Here is a 17,377-nt window from a genome sequence, read left to right on the forward strand (position 1 = left end):
TACGATTATCCTTTTGATTTAGAATTAAATATCAAAGCCATTATATATCCAAATAAAATAGCCCCACTTATACCTCCAGCTGTACCTTTTATTCCTCCAGTAAAAGCTCCAATCAATCCTTCTTTATCAACTTCCAACTTTACTGCTTTAGCTAAAGCATATCCAAATCCAGGAAGTGGTACTGTTGCACCGGCCTTCCCATAATCAACAATAACATCATAGATATTTAGAGCACCTAATATAACCCCCAGAGTCACAAACAGTACTAAGATTCTAGCTGGCGTTAATTTTGTTTTATCAATAAGTATCTGCCCTATAGTACATATAATGCCTCCTACTAAAAACGCCATTATATAATCATTCACCACTATCATCTCCAAACTCTATACTAACTGCGTGTGCAATTCCAGGAATGCTTTCACCTTGAAGAGATGATGTTGTACTCATAAGCGCTCCAGTTGAAACTAATAGAACCTTCTTGAACTTACCTTCTAACAAATTTTTATACAAAAATCCACTACTAACTACTGCAGAACAACCACAACCACTTCCACCTGCTTTTGTCTTCTGTCTGTCATGATCAAATATCTCTTCCCCGCAATCTATATAATTCTTTCCTAAAGTAAAGTTATACTCTCCAATTAACTCTTGAGTTATTTTTCTACCTATAGATCCCAAATCACCAGTTGCTATAATATCATAATCTTCTGGATTTCTTCCTGTATCCTCAAAGTGTTGTTTTATAGTATCAACAGCTGCCGGAGCCATAGCTGCTCCCATATTTGTAGCGTCTTTTACCCCATAATCTTTTATTTTTCCCGTTGTTACATATTTAATATAAGGAAAGTTACCTTTACTTCCTATAAGCATAGATCCTGCTCCTGTTACTGTCCATTGTGCAGATGGTGCTCTTTGGCTCCCCATTTCCAAAGGAACTCTGAATTGTCTTTCCGCTGATGAAAAATGTGAAGATGTAGCTGCTATCGTATAATCCGCAAACCCACCATCTACGAGCATTGATGCAATGCCAATTGCTTCAGCCATAGTAGAACATGCTCCATATACCCCCAGAAAAGGTATATCTAAATCTCTTATAGCAAAATTAGTTGCTGTTAACTGGTTTAACAAATCACCAGATATAATATAATTTATTTTATCCTCAGATAAGTTGCTCTTTAGTATCGTTTCTCTAATAGACTTTGATAGAATACTCGTTTCAGCTTTTTCAAAGCTTTTCTCTCCATTTAAGTCATTTTTAAGAATAATATCAAAATAATTTTTTAAAGGACCATTCCCTTCTTTAGGTCCTACTATACTTGTAGTAGATATAATTTTAGGTTTAGATTTTAATATTACCGTTTGCTTACCAATTCTCTTATTCAATTTGAACCTCCAATAATATTTTTAAATACTTCTATTTAATAAAACTCATTATATAATAAATAATCCCTACTATCACAGATGATCCTATGCCATATACTAGCACCGGCCCAGCAATAGTAAACATTTTTGCACCAACCCCAAATACAAAACCTTCCTTTTTAAACTCCATAGCAGGTGAAACAATAGAATTTGCAAATCCAGTTATTGGCACTACAGAACCTGCTCCCGCGAAGTCACCTATCTTATCATATATTCCTACACCAGTTAATAAAGCTCCTATAAATATCATTGTAATTGATACACAAGTTGCTGCATTAATCTTATCTATCCCTATACTCATATAAAAATCAGAAAATAATTGTCCTATATCACATATAATTCCTCCTACTAAGAAGGCTCTAATACAATTATTTATTAATTTGGTATTTGGGGTATCTTTTTGTGACAACTCATTAAATTTAGACTTAATATCACTTTCTTTTACTGTCATAAAACCACCTCCATAATTTCTTCTATTATATTTTTCTCAATTTTTCGATTTTTAAACAAAAAAAAGAATAGAGTACGAAATGTACTCTATCCACTTAATTTTTCTCTCATCATTTTTAATACTTTCTTTTCTATTCTTGATACTTGTACTTGACTTATCCCAAGCATTTTAGCAACATTTACTTGAGTTACATCTTTGAAATACCTTAAAATAATTATTTGTCTAGACCTTGCATCCAATTTACTTAGTGCTTCTTTTAATGATAGTTTATCTATAACATTCTCATTATTTGGATTACTTATTTTATCCAATAAATATATCGGTGATCCATCTTCCTGATGTATTGTCTCAAATAAATACTGTGGTTCAGTCACAGCATCAATAGCAAAGAGAATTTCTTCTTTTGGCATATCCATATAATCAGCTAATTCCTCTATCTTTGGCTCCCTTTTTAATTTTTGGGCTAATTCTTCTCTTGCATAATGAACTTTTTTTGCCACGTATTTTATATTTCTGCTTACTTTTATGTAACCATCATCTCTTAGAAATCTTCTTATTTCTCCCATAATCATAGGAACTGCATAGGTAGAAAACTTTACATCATAACTTAAATCAAAGTTTTTTATTGCTTTTATTAGTCCCATTGATCCAACTTGAAATATATCATCATATTCGTAGCCTCTATTCATAAATTTCTTTGTTAAAGCAGCTACTAAAGGAAGATTTATTTCAACTAACTCATCTAGGGCTAATTGATCCCCTTTTTGGGCCTTGGTTAACAATTCAATATTGTTACTATACTTTTTTCTCGCTTCATTATTCAATGTGCCCATGTATCAATTTTAAATCCTCCTTTTATTTATTCAACTGATTTAAATATTTTCTTCATAACTATGGTTGTACCTTCTTTATCATCAGATAGAACTTGTAATGAATCCATAAATGTTTCCATTACAGTAAAACCCATTCCTGATCTTTCCAAATCCGGTCTTGAAGTAAATAAAGGCTGCATCGCTTTATCAATATCATCAATACCTTTTCCCTTATCAGTTATCTTTATTTCTGCTTCATTTCCTTTAAGATCTACTTTAATTGTTATTAATCCGCCTTTGTTTTCATACCCATGAATAATTGAATTTGTAACAGCTTCTGAAACAGCTGTTTTCACATCTGTCAACTCTTCAATTGTAGGGTCCAACTGAGATATAAAAGCTGCTACAGCAACCCTTGCAAAACTCTCATTTTGTGATTTACTTAAAAATTCTACTTTCATAGTATTCTCAAACATTTTGTTCCCCCCATTACCCGTTATTTACGGCTTCATCTGCACTACTGTATAGTGGTATTATTTTAAACATTCCAGATAGTTCAAAAACTCTTTTTACGGACCCATTAACATTGGAAATACTTACTCTTCCTTTTTTATTTAATAGTTTCTTATACCTACCTATAACCACACCAATTCCAGAACTATCCATAAAATTAACATTTGAAAAATCAAGTATTAAATTTAATGAATTTGTTCTTGCAATCATATCATCTATTTTATTTCTGACATCTTCAGCACTGTGATGATCTAATTCGCCACTTAAATAAACTATTAAAGCATTTTTTTTATTAGTAAATTTGATATGCATTTTTTCCCCCCAATCTCCGTTAATATAATTAATTCTATATTTTTCTCTTATTTCCTTTTTTTTCTAATAATTTTTTATATTATTTTTTATTTTACCCAATTAAGAACATTTTATTCTATATAAAACAAAAAGCCGCTTTCGCGGCTAAATATAACTATTTATTATTTCAATTTCTTCAGTACTAAATCCAAAAAATTCATTTAATCTATCTTCACTAGAATAATCAATTATATTACATATAGGAATGCATAACTTCGAAACATTATTAGGATAGTACTCATACATATTTTCTCCTAATTTTTTAGTAAAACATTTAAAATAAAATTCATACACTTTACTGTTTAACAAATACAAAAGGAAATCATAAGTTATTGGTATATCCTCTTTCAATGCTAACGCATAAATGTCAGCGCTAAAGCATTTGCCTTTATCTAATGAGAATCTATTATTTTGAGATTTATAAGGAAAAATTATTTTTTTATTCTTGAATATAAATTCTTTTCTACCCCACTGCAGTTGGTACCATTTTCTTCGGCCTAATCTACATTCCCTTCTAAGCATAAGTTTTTCTTTAAATTGGCTAATATATTTTATACAATTTGGATATTCCTTTTCATCTTCAATTTTATCAGAATAAATCAAATATTTTCCAGTATCTAAAACATTACTTTTTTGAATGCTTGTACTTTTAACCCAAGGCATAATAATATCTTTTTCTAAATTATATTCATCTATAATATCTTGAGTAACCACAAATGCTTTATCTAATCCTGTTATTATTCCTTGATAACTATTACATATATTTGATAAATTAGTTAAACTTTTCTCTTCTATTTTTCTAATAATCTCTCTCTCTTTTTTATTTCTAAGAACCCACCCTTTATTATTAAGTAAATTTTTGTTGATTTTGAAATAATTGAAGTTGGTTCCTTCTTTTAAAAATAACGAATTATAAAACTCGCTATTTTTATTTTTAACATTTATATTAGGTTTAAAGACTTCAATTTCTTCAACAGCATCTGAACTGTTAATCAAAAAAATAATTACAGGATCTATACCAATATTTTTAAAGGGTCTAATACCATAGAAATCTACAATCTTAAATACAGAACAGTATTCTTTAAGTACTTTTCTCAAATCCTCACCACTAGGTGATTCCATAAAGTATCTTGATGTTATAAACGTAATCTTACCATGTTTATTTATTACATTAATACCCTTTTGAAAAAAGCAAAAAGATAAGTCACTTTTATCTTTATAAAGATTACCATATTTTTTCTTCAATGCAAGGAAGTATTCACGTTCTATATTTTTATGACCTACATATGGTGGATTAGCAACTATAAAATCATATTTAGTATCTTTTTCATCTAATAGAAAATCAGATACAATATAATTCTCTATATGTATATACCCAAATACTGTAAAAACATCAATAATGAGTATCTTTATTGATGTTTCATCGATATCACATCCATGAACATTGTAAGTAAGAATATGTTTTAAAATTCCATCTTTTTTTATATCAAGATTATTCTTTTTATTGATTTCATCAATATTTGATTTAAATATACTTTCTAAATGATAAATCAGTGGTATTAATATGTTACCGCATCCGCATGAAGGATCTAGAACCTTTAAATATGGATTTGATATTACATCTTCAACTTTTATTAAATTACTAACCATATAAGATGCAATTGGCTGGGGTGTATAAACTACTCCATTACTTTTTTTGTTATTTAGTATTTTTATAAATATATCGGAGAACTTTCCATCAGTTATACCTAATTTTTTTTTATAATTATTTATTGCAGTATACTTAAACATTTTGTCAATTGGTTCGTTAATAATATCGTAAAGTTCATCTATCATTCTAATAAATTCATTTATCATTATGTTCTCCTCACTAAAATCAAATTACGTTTTAGTATATCATAAAAATACTTTACAAACAAATTATTAAATTCCAATCTCTTCAGAAACCATGGACATTATTTTATTCTTTTTGTCATCGTTTTTTATAAGAATATCATTAATTCTATTTAATATGTTATTTTTATAGTTATTATCCTTTATACCAACTAGATTAACTTTTACATTTAAAATTGCACTTTCTATTGCAGCATTAATTAAAATTGCGGCCACTCCAGCATCTGATATTAAATTTTTATTTCCATGTTTACATGATACATAAATATGGTTGTACAAATTCATAGACTTTTCAGCTAATTCCAAAGGTATAGTCAATGAACTTCTATAGCTTTCTTGAATTTTTTGTTCTCTAACTTTTTTATTTTCTTCAGTATCTTTAGGTAATTTAAAACTCTCTAAAATTTGCGCAAATGCTTCACCATCATCATCCATAGATTTCAACAATAATTCTGTAACCTCATTAGAATCTGCTTGAGCTTTTTTAATTTTTTGTTTTATTTCATCACTTTCTGACAAATAGCTCTTCTTATTAACTGTCAAGCTAAAAACCATTCCACAAAGAGCGTTTCCAATTGCTGAAACTAAAGCTGCTGCACTTCCTCCTCCTGGTATAGCTTTTTCTGAAGCAAGTATATTTATATAATCATCTATTGTTAAATTCTTTTGCATAATATTCCTCCTCATTTTTATTCTTCTATTTTAATTTTTATATGAATTTTTGTCAATAATGAACAAATGCATATATAGCTACAAAGCCACTCCACTTCACTAAGAAATTCTAATTCATTTTCTTAAAGGTACAGGTTTTTGTTCAACTAAAAATTTATACAATTCCATAATTCACTAATACCTGAGATTTTGGACTTGTATAAATGTATTAATGAGTTATGAGCATATATAGATTTTAGTTGAATTAAAAATCCATTTACAAAAATGAACAATAATTTCTAAAGCTTGTTACGATGCCTTTTACGCTATATATGCTTCTTCTACCCACTGTAGGATGGAATTTATAAATTAGTTCAAAAATTTCACATAATACTGCAATGTATTGATATAATTGTACTTGACTGGTGTTAAATTTCCTTAAAAATTTATAAATTCCTATACATGAACAAAGGCCGATTAAGAATAACTTATATTAATTCTTATCCGACCCATAGGATATAAAGCACAACCTAGTTAAATTATTTTAATAAACATACAATACACTTATAAAACAATATTTCTAGCTAATATAACTAAATGTATCTACTAACATTTAATGGTGAATGTTTTCTGTATAAGCATTGTTCCAGTTATTCAAATACACATAATCTCTTACATCTTTTTTAGGATAATGTTCTTTTACTTCTTCAGGCTTTCCCACAGGCGTCATGGCTATAACTCTAATTTCATCAGGTATATCCAGTGCTTCTTTAACTTTATTTTCTTCAAAAGAAGCCATCCAACATGTTCCGTAACCTTCCTCTGTGGCAGCAAGCACTAAGTGTTCCATAGCTATAGCTGCATCTAAAAGATACATATCCTTTCCTTCAACTGTTTCTGATAATTCAGGGTTACCTACAAAAACCACCAAAATTGGAGCTTCATTTATAGCATTGGATGCTTCATTTGTTTTATTCTTTATTGAATCAGCAATTTTACTTTTCTTATTAGAATCTTCAACAATTATAAATTTATATGAACTTAAATTTTTCCATGAAGGACTCATCATGGCCGCGTTGATCATTCTGTCCAAACTTGAATCCTTAACTTTAATTCCATTAAACTTTTTCACACTCTTTCTTTGCTCAATTACACTATAAAAATCCATATTACTGCCTCCTTTGTTATATTATTTTTTACTTAAAAAATAATTTTATACCAAAAGCAGATTTACTCTAATTACAGTGCACCTTCTTGTTGAAGTACATATCTAATAGTCTTTAATATTATTTTTATGTCTAATAAAACAGTGAAATTTTGGATATATTCCAAATCATATTCTACTTTTTTCTTTAAAGGTAATTCCCCTCTACCATTAATTTGAGCTAATCCTGTAATTCCAGGTAAAACCAAAACCCGCTGTTTGTATTTTTCCGGAAAATACTTCACAATCCCAGGTACTTCTGGTCTAGGACCTACAATACTCATATTTCCTATAAGTACATTAAATAATTGTGGGATTTCATCCAAACTAGATCTTCTCAATAATTCACCTAATTTAGTAATTCTAATATCATTTTTTTCTTGTATAACAAAGTCCTCTATGTTTTCAGGTATTTCAATTTCTTTTTTAATATCAGCATCAGAAACCATAGTTCGAAATTTATATATAACAAAATTTTTACCATCTTTACCAACTCGTATTTGTCTAAAAATAATTGGACCATCTGAATCTATTTTTATCAATATAGGAATAATCACAAATAAAGGAAGCAACATTATAATGCCTATTAGTGATATAACTATATCCAAACCTCTTTTTATAGTAAACTGATATTCTTTTTCTCTAAAAACTACACTATCAATTTGATTTTCAAATTCCACCTCTAAATCTCCCTTCTCATTTTATAGGACTAAAAATATAGAACCATTATTCTTTTAGTTTAACTTAATTTTTGTAGTTTAATCATCCTATATATTTAAACTCTTAATAAACTATTATCTATCTAGTAATTCTAGAATTATTATAAATCAAAGTCCTAAAATTAAGCGAAAAAGCAAAAAATCCAATTATAAAACCAATTCCATAGCTTACATGTAATATTGGAAATATTAGTATTAGCAAAGAAAATATCTTGAAATTTTTCTTGCATAATTTAAAACTGAAATATATATCCATCAAAAAATATAAGGACATAATAAATAGCCACAAAACGAATATATATTTATTAAGCATTCCTCCTAATATTCCAAAAACATTAAACAATACAAACATGGTAGGTATTATGTGGCGAATTGAAGGTACTTTTTTATATTCACTAATTATTTTCATCTTCCAAAATCCATATTGAAAATATTGATTCCATAAATTTTTGATTGAACTTCTACTGTAATATTTTGATCTTATATTTGGGGATAATAGTATATTATAATTATTTTCAGTAAGCCTAAAATTAAGTTCAAAATCTTGGCCTCTCACTAATTCTTCATCAAAATAACCAATATCATCTAATACATCTCTTTTATAAGCACCAAAAGCCACGGTATCAACAAATTTTTCTTTCTTTGAGTACCTAAATAAAGCATTCCCTACACCAAAGGGCGAACTCATAGCCAATGAAATTGCCTTGCCAATAGTATTTTCATTTATAGTTTCTATAGGCCCTCCACAACAATGCACGTCTTCTCTATTCAATATTTCAACATTATTCTTAATAAAATCTTTATCCGCTTCAGAATGAGCTCCAAAAATAATTATTATATCAGATTTACTATTTTTTATTCCTAAATTCATACCCTTTGGTGCTGATTCCCCTATGTTATTAATCAATTTAACATTTTTAAACTTTTCTTCATAATCTAATACTATTTCCCTTGTTCCATCATTAGATGTACCGTCACAAACTAAAATCTCATATAAATTGTCATCGTAAGTTTGTTTAGTAAAAGAATCTATACATTTTTTTATATATTCTTTCTCATTTTTACATGGAATAATTATAGAAACTGTTTTAGAATTTTTCAATACTTGCATTATTAATCACCTTAATATTCCCTTTATTTATACTTATTTTGCTGTATATCAACCCAAGAGCAATCCAGAACGTTGAAAATGTCACTACAGAACTTGGTCCTAAAACTAAAAAAACAAGAATTAGTGCCATATTAATTGGAATTAAAAGGTACTTATTATTTTCCTTACTTCTAAATAAGTAGGGTTTAGTTAGTTCAAAAACACCAACCAAGTAAATAATACCCATATACATTAATATACCAATTCCAAAATCCCCTAAAATTTCAAACCAAAAATTATGTATTTGATATACTCCATGTGTGTTACCTTTTAATAATATATAATTTTTTATATTTCCAACTCCAAATCCCATTATGTTCTTTTCTAGTATTACTCCCTCGAAAACATCCAATAATAAAGTAACTCTCTGATTATCTGATCCTTTAGCACCTACTGTTACTACTGGTTGTAATTTTGTTTCTTTCTCAACTACAGCTTTTTCAAACAATTTATCAATATTTTTTATAATTGTAGTATTTTTCAATCTGCCGCAATATGGTTCCGTACCTGGAACTAAACATATAACCATAAAAATCATTGATGAATATACTAAATATTTAATTACTTTCTTAATCATAAAATATTTCTTTTGTTGATTCTTTGAAATTAACAAAATAGTAAATAGGCTAAAATAACTTAAATAAATTGCTATTAACCCTAATCTACTCATAGTAAATATAATATTTACGTGTGCCATAATAAATATAGCATTGTCAACAAAAGTGTTTTTTTTATTACTACATATACCATTAATCACTAATGCAGAAATTCCAAGAACTAAAAAAAACGCATAATTATTAGGATTATAAAAGAATACAGTAGGCACTCTTTTTAAATGAACTTGATACATCTCTTTAGTAATAAAAATATTTCTCAGCCCTAGTTCAATACCGCAAATCTCCAATGTTCCAAGTATAACAATTCCATAGAATAAATCTTTTAAAAAATTTAAACTCTTGATATATTTTTTATTGTTATTATTCCAAGATATGTATACTAAAAACAATGCTAAGCTTATAAAGTATTGTATTAAATAATTAAAAGCAAAATTTTTATCTTCAGCCCAAAACATGCTACTAGTCATATAGAAAATAAAAACTAGTAAAAATATCGAATATTTATTGAATTTGATTTTTTTTAACCAGTTATCATTATTCTGCGTAAAATCAAACAAATATATTAAAATATACATAATAATAGAAATATAGAACTGATTTCTATTATTCAACGTAACTATTGAAAATAACAATGAACAATAAAAGAAGAATTCTCTTATACTTTCCCCATAAAATTTGTAAATTAATACTAAGTAAAAAACTGCAAAAATTGAAATCACTACAATATTGGGGGTAACGTACATTTCTACTACGATAGTTGCTAACATCATTAATAATGCTATTTTTTTGTTTTTTAATTCTAAGAACATTAATACCTCCACATACTGTATTTTACTTAAAATCTAATTCTTTGTTAATTTTTTTATATATTTTATGTATTATTATTTCCATTTTACTCCAATTATAATCTTTTTCAATTGCATTATTCCCATCTATGCCCATTTTTATAACTAGATCTCTATTATCTGCTAAATAGTCGATAACTGCTGCAATTTCTTTAGTATTTGTCGGGTCCACAGTAACCCCTGCTTCAGAAGATTTAATTATATTTTTCATCATTGGAAAATCACTAGCAATAATAGCAGTTTTGGTAATCATATATTCAAATAATTTTATCGGTTCAGAATTCACATATCTCCAATTCTCAGGCTGCAACAATATAAATCCTGCATCAGCCCTATTTAAATACTTAAATACATCAAGATGTGGAACCTTTCCTGTGAAAGTAATATCAGCATTGGGAATTTCTTTTTCTATAAAATTATTCACTTTTATCTTTAATTCATTTGAACTAAAAGACCCAAGAAAAAAATATTTATAAGCACCCTTTGTTAATTTAATACTTTCTAGAATCTTTAGTATACCCCTATCTTCTCTTATTCCACCTACATATATAAATGTAGGTATTTCATTGAATTCTTTTGCTGATGAATGCAAATCTAAAATTGGATAGTTAGGGATTAAAGCAACATGATCATTATAATTCTTGAATTTATTTACCAAAATATTATTCACAGTTATTATATAATCCGCTTTTTTTGCCATATTTTTCTCATATAAATAAATAAACTTTTTAAAGATATCTTTTCCTATTTTAAAGTGTTCCGCAAATGCTTCTGGATGATATTCATGAGAATCAAATATTGCTTTAGAATTTAATTTCTTCTTTAATTTTAATGCTACCTGAAAAGAATCAGGTTCGTGAGCATGATACACATCTGCTTTAATATTTAGTGCAATATCAAACATTTCTCTCATTGGTCGAACTCTATCATACCATGCTTTTCTTTTTGAAAAACATTTTACTGTAATACCATCGTCAGTTATAAAATCTTTTTCTCCCGGCGCTATAAGATATATTTCATTATATTTCTTTTTTAATGACATAATTTCTTTGAAATAAATCCTATTGTCAAATATATCGTGTCCGGAAGTTAATATACAAATTCTCATTATTACACCTCATACTCCTGACTATCTGTTATCATTTTCTCTTTATTGGTTCTCTAACAATTGATTTACAGGTACTTTCCTGAATTTTTTAGCAGGGTTGCCTGCTACTATAGTAGTTTCCTCTACATCCTTTGTTACAACACTTCCTGCTGCTACAAAACCTTCCGAATAAATATATTTTCCAGGCAATATAACTGCTCCTGCTCCGATACGTCCACCTCGTTTAACAGTAACACCTTTGAACTTTCCAAACCTTTCCTTTGATCTTGCAGCATAATTATCATTAGATGTCACAACACAGGGTGCAATAAACACATAATCTTCTACTTTAGAGTATGCAGTTAAGTATACATTGGTTTGAATCTTACAATTTGAACCAACTTCACAAAAATTTTCTATAGTAACACCTTTTCCAATAATTGATTTTGAACCAATAGTTACATTTTCCCTTACAACTGCCAAATCAGCAACAAGTGTTTTTTCATTTATTATACATCCGCAATAAATTATAACACCTGCTCCAATCAAGCACTCGTCATTAATTATACAACCTTCAAGTTCTTTTTCATCTTTGAATATAGAATTAACTGCCCTCATAGGTCTTTTACCTATAACTGTATTATCATCTATTCGTACATTATTTTTAACATTGCTTCCTTCGTGTACCACAACATTATGCCCTATAATGCAGTTATCACCAATCGTTACATTTTCCTCTATAACAACAAATTTTCCAATTTTAACATTAGATCCAATTTTAGCTTTCTCAGATATATAATTCATATAGATCCTCCAATTTTAAACTTCTATTTAGATTTTCTTTTCTTGTAGTTTGCTTTTAATATCCATAGTTGAAAAGTTTTTAATTGGAAATTGCACCGGTAAGCCAGTAACTCTTGATTTATAAGCAGCTAATATTATTGATAAAGCTTTCTTACCTTCTATTCCAGATATTAATGGTTCTCTATCATTCTTTATTGCATCAATAAAATCTTTAAATAATAGAGCATGCCCATATCCATAAACAGAATCTGGTTCTGCTTCATCAACATTTAAAACTTCATCTTCTGATTCTAAACTATCTTCAAATCTCCAATTTTCAATTTTATTTACTGCTAGCCCGCCAATACAAACTGTTCCTTTTTCACCAAAAATACTTAGAGTTTCTTCTAAGTTCTTGGGATATACACAAGCAGATCCTTCTACAATTCCAATTGCACCGTTTTTAAACTTTATTAGAATTGCACCAAAATCTTCGGCATCTATATCTCTAATAAATGTATCACTCATGGAGAATACACTTTCTATCTCTCCACCCATCATCCATTGGAGTAAGTCAATATTATGAATACATTGATTCATAAGAGTTCCACCATCTAGCTCCCATGTTCCTCTCCAAGGAGCTTGCTCATAATAGCTTTTATTTCTACTCCACAGTACTCTTGCTGTTCCGTTAATCAATTTACCAAATCTATATTCATCGACTGCTTTTCGTAATTTTTGAATTGGTTGATTAAATCTATTTTGATGGCAAACACTAATCTTAACACCCATCTTTTCAGCCATCTCTATCATTTTATCCGCATCTTCAATTGATAAAGCCATAGGTTTCTCAATAATAACATGTTTGCCTTTTTCCATACAATATATTGCTATATCCGCGTGATATCCACTTTCTGTTGCAATAGTAACTATATCAATTTCTTCATTATTAATCATTTTTTTATAGTCAATATACGTTGAAACATTACTTTTTTTTCCTAATTTAGCTATATATTCATTTCTTTTTGCTTCAGCTTTTTTTATATCTATATCACAAACTGATACTAATTCACATTCTTTATTATTTCTTTCTATTCCTTCTATATGTTTATACGATATCCTACCGCATCCAATAATAGCAATTTTAAACTTACTCAAAATTCTCCCCCCAGAAAACAAAAATAACTTTCTAAAAATTATTATAATTTCACAATTTTTTCTCTATAGTTTTTTACTTCTTTTGTTGCATTTCTTGTATCAAATAATATTTTAGCTCTTTTTACTATAGTTTGATAATCATAGCAGCTATGATCTGTTGCTATAATTACTATATCAGCATCATCTATAAAACTTTCCCATTCCATTGATTTATATTTAGTATTACCTACTTTAAATTCTTCAACGAATGGATCATTATATATAACTTCAGCTCCATATTTTTCTAACAACTCTAATATTTTCAAAGATGGCGATTCTCTCATGTCATCAATATCTTTTTTATAAGCTACTCCCATCAATAATACTTTAGATCCGTTCAAAGCCTTTTTGTGGCTATTTAAAAGCTTTATTACATTATCTATTACAAATTCTGGCATGAAATCATTTATTTCTCCTGCTGTCTCAATCAATCTAGTATGATAATTATATTCTCTTGCTTTATAAGTTAAATAAAATGGATCCAAAGGAATGCAGTGACCGCCTAATCCCGGGCCAGGATAAAAAGCCATATATCCGTATGGTTTAGTCTTCGCAGCATCTATAACTTCCCATACATCAATCCCCATTTTACTACATAATATCGCCATTTCATTCACAAGACCAATATTTATATGTCTAAAAGTATTTTCTAGAATTTTTTCCATCTCAGCAACTGCTGGAGATGAAACTGTATGAATTTCTCCCTCTAAAACATTTTTATATAATTCAGCAGCAATTTCTGTACATGCTTCAGTGCACCCACCTACAACTTTGGGAGTATTTTTAGTTTTAAATTCTTTATTTCCTGGATCTACTCTCTCAGGAGAAAATGCTATAAAGAAATCTTTCCCACATTTTAAACCAGTTTCTTCTAAAATTGGCTTTATTATTTCTTCAGTTGTACCAGGATAAGTAGTGCTTTCTAAAACTATAATCATTCCGGGATGTAAAAACTCTGCTACAGCTCTAGTAGAAGCAATAACGTATGATACATCAGGTTGTTTGAATTTATCTAAAGGAGTTGGTACAGCTATAGCAACAGCATCTACATCTTTTACAAAAGAAAAATCTGTTGTGGCTTTTAGTAATCCTGCTTCAACCAATTCTTTTAGGTCTTCATCGATAACATCCCCAATATAGTTATGTCCTTCATTTACCATTTTCACTTTTTGTTCTTGTACATCAAAACCTATTACTGTATAACCAGCTTTCGCTTTTTCAACAGCAAGAGGTAACCCTACATAACCAAGTCCTACTACCCCTAAAATTGCCTTTTTGTTCTTAATCTTATTTATTAGTAAATCTTTATTATTCATAATTCTCCCCCTAATATCCACTTCAGCCATGTAAATTATTTGAAATAGTTTTTCAAAACTTTAGCTACATATTTTTGTTGTTCCAATGTAATTTCAGGATAAAGTGGCAATGCAAAAGTTTTTGTGCAAGCATCTTCTGATACTGGCAAATCACCCTTTGTATAATTCAACGACTCGTATACTCTCTGAAGATGTACAGGCACTGGATAATAAGACCCTGAAGCAACTCCATTTTCTTTTAGATATGAAGTTATCTTATCTCTATCTTTATGCTGAATTGAATATAAGTGATATACATGTTTACATTTTTCATCTTCAAAAGGAATTTTCAAATCTAACGCGTCCAATAAATCATTATATATTGAAGCTTTTTCTCTTCTTTGGTTATTCCACTTATCTATATATTTTAATTTTACTCTAAGGACAGCAGCTTGTATCTCATCTAACCTGCTATTGTGACCAATCATGCTATGCACGTATTTCTCTGAACTTCCATGAACCCTTAACGTTTTAAGTTTCTCGCAAAGCTCATCATTATTAGTAACTATCATTCCACCGTCTCCATATCCCCCCAAATTTTTTGTTGGGAAAAATGAATAACATGCAGCGTGACCTATAGCTCCTGCTTTTTTTCCTTTATATTCTGCACCAATAGCTTGGCAAGCATCCTCTATAACAATAAGATTGTGCTTCTCTGCTATTTCCATTATTCTATCCATATCACACATTTGACCAAACAAATGTACTGGTATAATTGCTTTAGTCTTTTTTGTGATTTTTTCTTCAATTTTATCCGCATCTATACAAAATGTGTTTTTATCTATATCTGCAAAAACTGGAGTAGCACCAACTACTGAAGTTGTCTCAGCTGATGCAAAAAAAGTAAATGGAGTAGTTATTACTTCATCTCCCTCCCCAATACCATATGCTTTTAACACTAGCATAAGTGCATCAGTACCATTAGCAACAGCAATTCCATGTTTAACTCCTGTAAAATCAGCCACTTCATTTTCAAATGCTTTTACATTTGGACCCATAATAAAATGTGCGGATTCTAATACTGACTTTATAGCAATATCTATTTCTTTTTCTATTCCCTTATATTGAGCTTTCAAATCTAGCAAATTAACTTTCATAATTATCCTCATCCCTCTTTTAATACACTAAACTTCATTACTTTTTTTAATTTAATTATTCTTTAACTTTTCTAAATAACTTTCTATTTCTAATAAAACCTCATCATTTGGATCTAATTTTTTTGCAATTTCTTTATGTGTTTTTGCATTTTTCAAATCGCCATTATTTAAATAACACATAATTAAATTCGTACAAATTTCTATAGAACCTGTAACTTCAAATGCTTTTCTTAAATAAGATATTGCATTATTATAATCTTTCAAAGCAGCATAGTTAATACCTAATTCGTTGAAAACTTCTGGAAAAGAATTATCAATATTCAAACTTTCATTTAAATAATAAATAGCTTTCTCATAATTCTCCAAATTTCTATATGCAACTGCTATATAATAATATATACTAGGATTATCTCCCATTTCATCTAATAGTCCTAATAACTTTGCCAAACCTTGTTTTGGCGTATCATAAATTAATTGTTTTCCTTCTTCATATTCAACAATTCTTTTCAATGAAGCCTTAATATCAGTAATTTCTTTTGTTTCTTCTCCTCCTAATGATAAATATTGACTTATAGAGAAAAGTGAAGCTTCATACTTTTTTTCTTCTCTATAAATTTGAGCTTCTAATAAATATGGCTCTGGATAATCTTTGAAATTTTTAGAAATATTGATAACTCTCTTCATCTCATCATTATATGCTTTATCTTCAACTCTTAGTGAATCCAATATTGTAAGTAATTTATTATAATTTTCTAAATTACCTTCTATCTTTATTAATCCATTTAATAAAATGTATGCTTCTTCTAAGTTATTCTCTTTAACATTTTGGGCAATCTTACCTTTAATATACTTTATTGATTCTGGTCTACTCTTAATTAACTTTATATAATCATTATTGTGTTTAAATTCATCATCTATACCGAGAACACTAAACATTCCTTCAATAAAAATTCCTAATGATATATTTTCATTTCCCTTGCCATTTTTTATATCTTCAACTAAAGATTCTGTTCCTATAGGCATGTAAATATTCTCATCCACTTCAGTATTAAACAGAACTTTTATTCGCTGATTATCTAAAGTTATAAATAACATACTAGACAGTTTTTCTTTTAATTTAGCTTTTATGTTCATTTTTCCTCCTAAAGTATACTACTTTTATCTTATATTGCTTTATAAGTCTTTATAATTATAATAGATAAACTTTCAATTGTCTCTTAGTTCATAAAG

The 17,377-nt window shown here is 28.5% G+C and carries 18 protein-coding genes; all 18 read right to left on the reverse strand.

Annotated elements, in window-relative coordinates:
* Positions 1-5 precede the first annotated feature (5 nt).
* The 18 genes from spoVAE to ACQ3F0_RS03375 all read right to left on the reverse strand — a co-directional run bounded on the left by spoVAE (position 6) and on the right by ACQ3F0_RS03375 (position 17,281).
* Positions 6-374, reverse strand: coding sequence for a stage V sporulation protein AE (gene spoVAE / locus ACQ3F0_RS03290; RefSeq protein WP_428863599.1), 369 nt, complete (start codon positions 372-374; stop codon positions 6-8).
* Positions 358-1,383 (reverse strand): stage V sporulation protein AD, encoded by a 1,026-nt coding sequence (gene spoVAD, locus ACQ3F0_RS03295; RefSeq protein ID WP_428863600.1) that lies wholly within the window; start codon positions 1,381-1,383, stop codon positions 358-360. The genes spoVAE and spoVAD overlap by 17 nt, the downstream gene beginning before the upstream one ends.
* 31 nt (positions 1,384-1,414) lie before the next feature.
* A complete protein-coding gene (gene spoVAC, locus ACQ3F0_RS03300; protein WP_428863601.1) occupies positions 1,415-1,873 on the reverse strand; it encodes a stage V sporulation protein AC in 459 nt (152 codons plus the stop codon).
* Between the two features lie 86 nt (positions 1,874-1,959).
* A complete protein-coding gene (gene sigF / locus ACQ3F0_RS03305; protein ID WP_428863602.1) occupies positions 1,960-2,706 on the reverse strand; it encodes an RNA polymerase sporulation sigma factor SigF in 747 nt (248 codons plus the stop codon).
* 26 nt (positions 2,707-2,732) lie between these two features.
* On the reverse strand, positions 2,733-3,161 hold the full coding sequence (gene spoIIAB / locus ACQ3F0_RS03310) for an anti-sigma F factor (RefSeq protein WP_428863603.1): 429 nt from the start codon (positions 3,159-3,161) through the stop codon (positions 2,733-2,735).
* Between the two features lie 13 nt (positions 3,162-3,174).
* Positions 3,175-3,510 carry an anti-sigma F factor antagonist gene (gene spoIIAA / locus ACQ3F0_RS03315; protein ID WP_428863604.1) on the reverse strand — a complete coding sequence of 112 codons (336 nt, stop codon included), beginning with the start codon at positions 3,508-3,510 and terminating at the stop codon, positions 3,175-3,177.
* A gap of 144 nt (positions 3,511-3,654) precedes the next feature.
* The gene (locus ACQ3F0_RS03320) at positions 3,655-5,406 is read right to left on the reverse strand and encodes an Eco57I restriction-modification methylase domain-containing protein (RefSeq protein WP_428863605.1); all 1,752 of its coding nucleotides are present in this window, start codon (positions 5,404-5,406) and stop codon (positions 3,655-3,657) included.
* Positions 5,407-5,472: 66 nt separating this feature from the next.
* A complete protein-coding gene (locus tag ACQ3F0_RS03325; protein WP_428863606.1) occupies positions 5,473-6,114 on the reverse strand; it encodes a cyclodeaminase/cyclohydrolase family protein in 642 nt (213 codons plus the stop codon).
* A gap of 592 nt (positions 6,115-6,706) precedes the next feature.
* On the reverse strand, positions 6,707-7,261 hold the full coding sequence (locus tag ACQ3F0_RS03330) for a nitroreductase family protein (RefSeq protein WP_428863607.1): 555 nt from the start codon (positions 7,259-7,261) through the stop codon (positions 6,707-6,709).
* A 71-nt stretch (positions 7,262-7,332) separates the two neighbouring features.
* Entirely contained in the window at positions 7,333-7,977 is a 645-nt protein-coding gene (locus ACQ3F0_RS03335) for a sugar transferase (protein WP_428863608.1), read from the reverse strand.
* Between the two features lie 118 nt (positions 7,978-8,095).
* A complete protein-coding gene (locus tag ACQ3F0_RS03340) occupies positions 8,096-9,127 on the reverse strand; it encodes a glycosyltransferase (protein WP_428863609.1) in 1,032 nt (343 codons plus the stop codon).
* Entirely contained in the window at positions 9,105-10,592 is a 1,488-nt protein-coding gene (locus ACQ3F0_RS03345) for an O-antigen ligase family protein (protein ID WP_428863610.1), read from the reverse strand. The genes ACQ3F0_RS03340 and ACQ3F0_RS03345 overlap by 23 nt, the downstream gene beginning before the upstream one ends.
* Before the next feature lie 22 nt (positions 10,593-10,614).
* Positions 10,615-11,736 carry a glycosyltransferase gene (locus ACQ3F0_RS03350; protein WP_428863611.1) on the reverse strand — a complete coding sequence of 374 codons (1,122 nt, stop codon included), beginning with the start codon at positions 11,734-11,736 and terminating at the stop codon, positions 10,615-10,617.
* A 42-nt stretch (positions 11,737-11,778) separates the two neighbouring features.
* Positions 11,779-12,519: an N-acetyltransferase gene (locus tag ACQ3F0_RS03355; RefSeq protein ID WP_428863612.1), complete on the reverse strand. Its 741-nt coding sequence runs from the start codon at positions 12,517-12,519 to the stop codon at positions 11,779-11,781.
* Between the two features lie 27 nt (positions 12,520-12,546).
* Complete coding sequence (locus ACQ3F0_RS03360) at positions 12,547-13,656, reverse strand: Gfo/Idh/MocA family protein (protein WP_428863613.1); 1,110 nt, start codon at positions 13,654-13,656, stop codon at positions 12,547-12,549.
* 41 nt (positions 13,657-13,697) lie between these two features.
* On the reverse strand, positions 13,698-15,011 hold the full coding sequence (locus ACQ3F0_RS03365; RefSeq protein WP_428863614.1) for a nucleotide sugar dehydrogenase: 1,314 nt from the start codon (positions 15,009-15,011) through the stop codon (positions 13,698-13,700).
* A 35-nt stretch (positions 15,012-15,046) separates the two neighbouring features.
* Positions 15,047-16,147 (reverse strand): DegT/DnrJ/EryC1/StrS family aminotransferase, encoded by a 1,101-nt coding sequence (locus ACQ3F0_RS03370; RefSeq protein WP_428863615.1) that lies wholly within the window; start codon positions 16,145-16,147, stop codon positions 15,047-15,049.
* A gap of 51 nt (positions 16,148-16,198) precedes the next feature.
* Entirely contained in the window at positions 16,199-17,281 is a 1,083-nt protein-coding gene (locus ACQ3F0_RS03375) for a tetratricopeptide repeat protein (protein WP_428863616.1), read from the reverse strand.
* Positions 17,282-17,377: the final 96 nt, after the last annotated feature.

Origin of the sequence: Clostridium sediminicola, from assembly GCF_050402865.1 — a bacterium.
Lineage (GTDB): Bacteria > Bacillota > Clostridia > Clostridiales > Clostridiaceae > Clostridium_AF > Clostridium_AF sediminicola.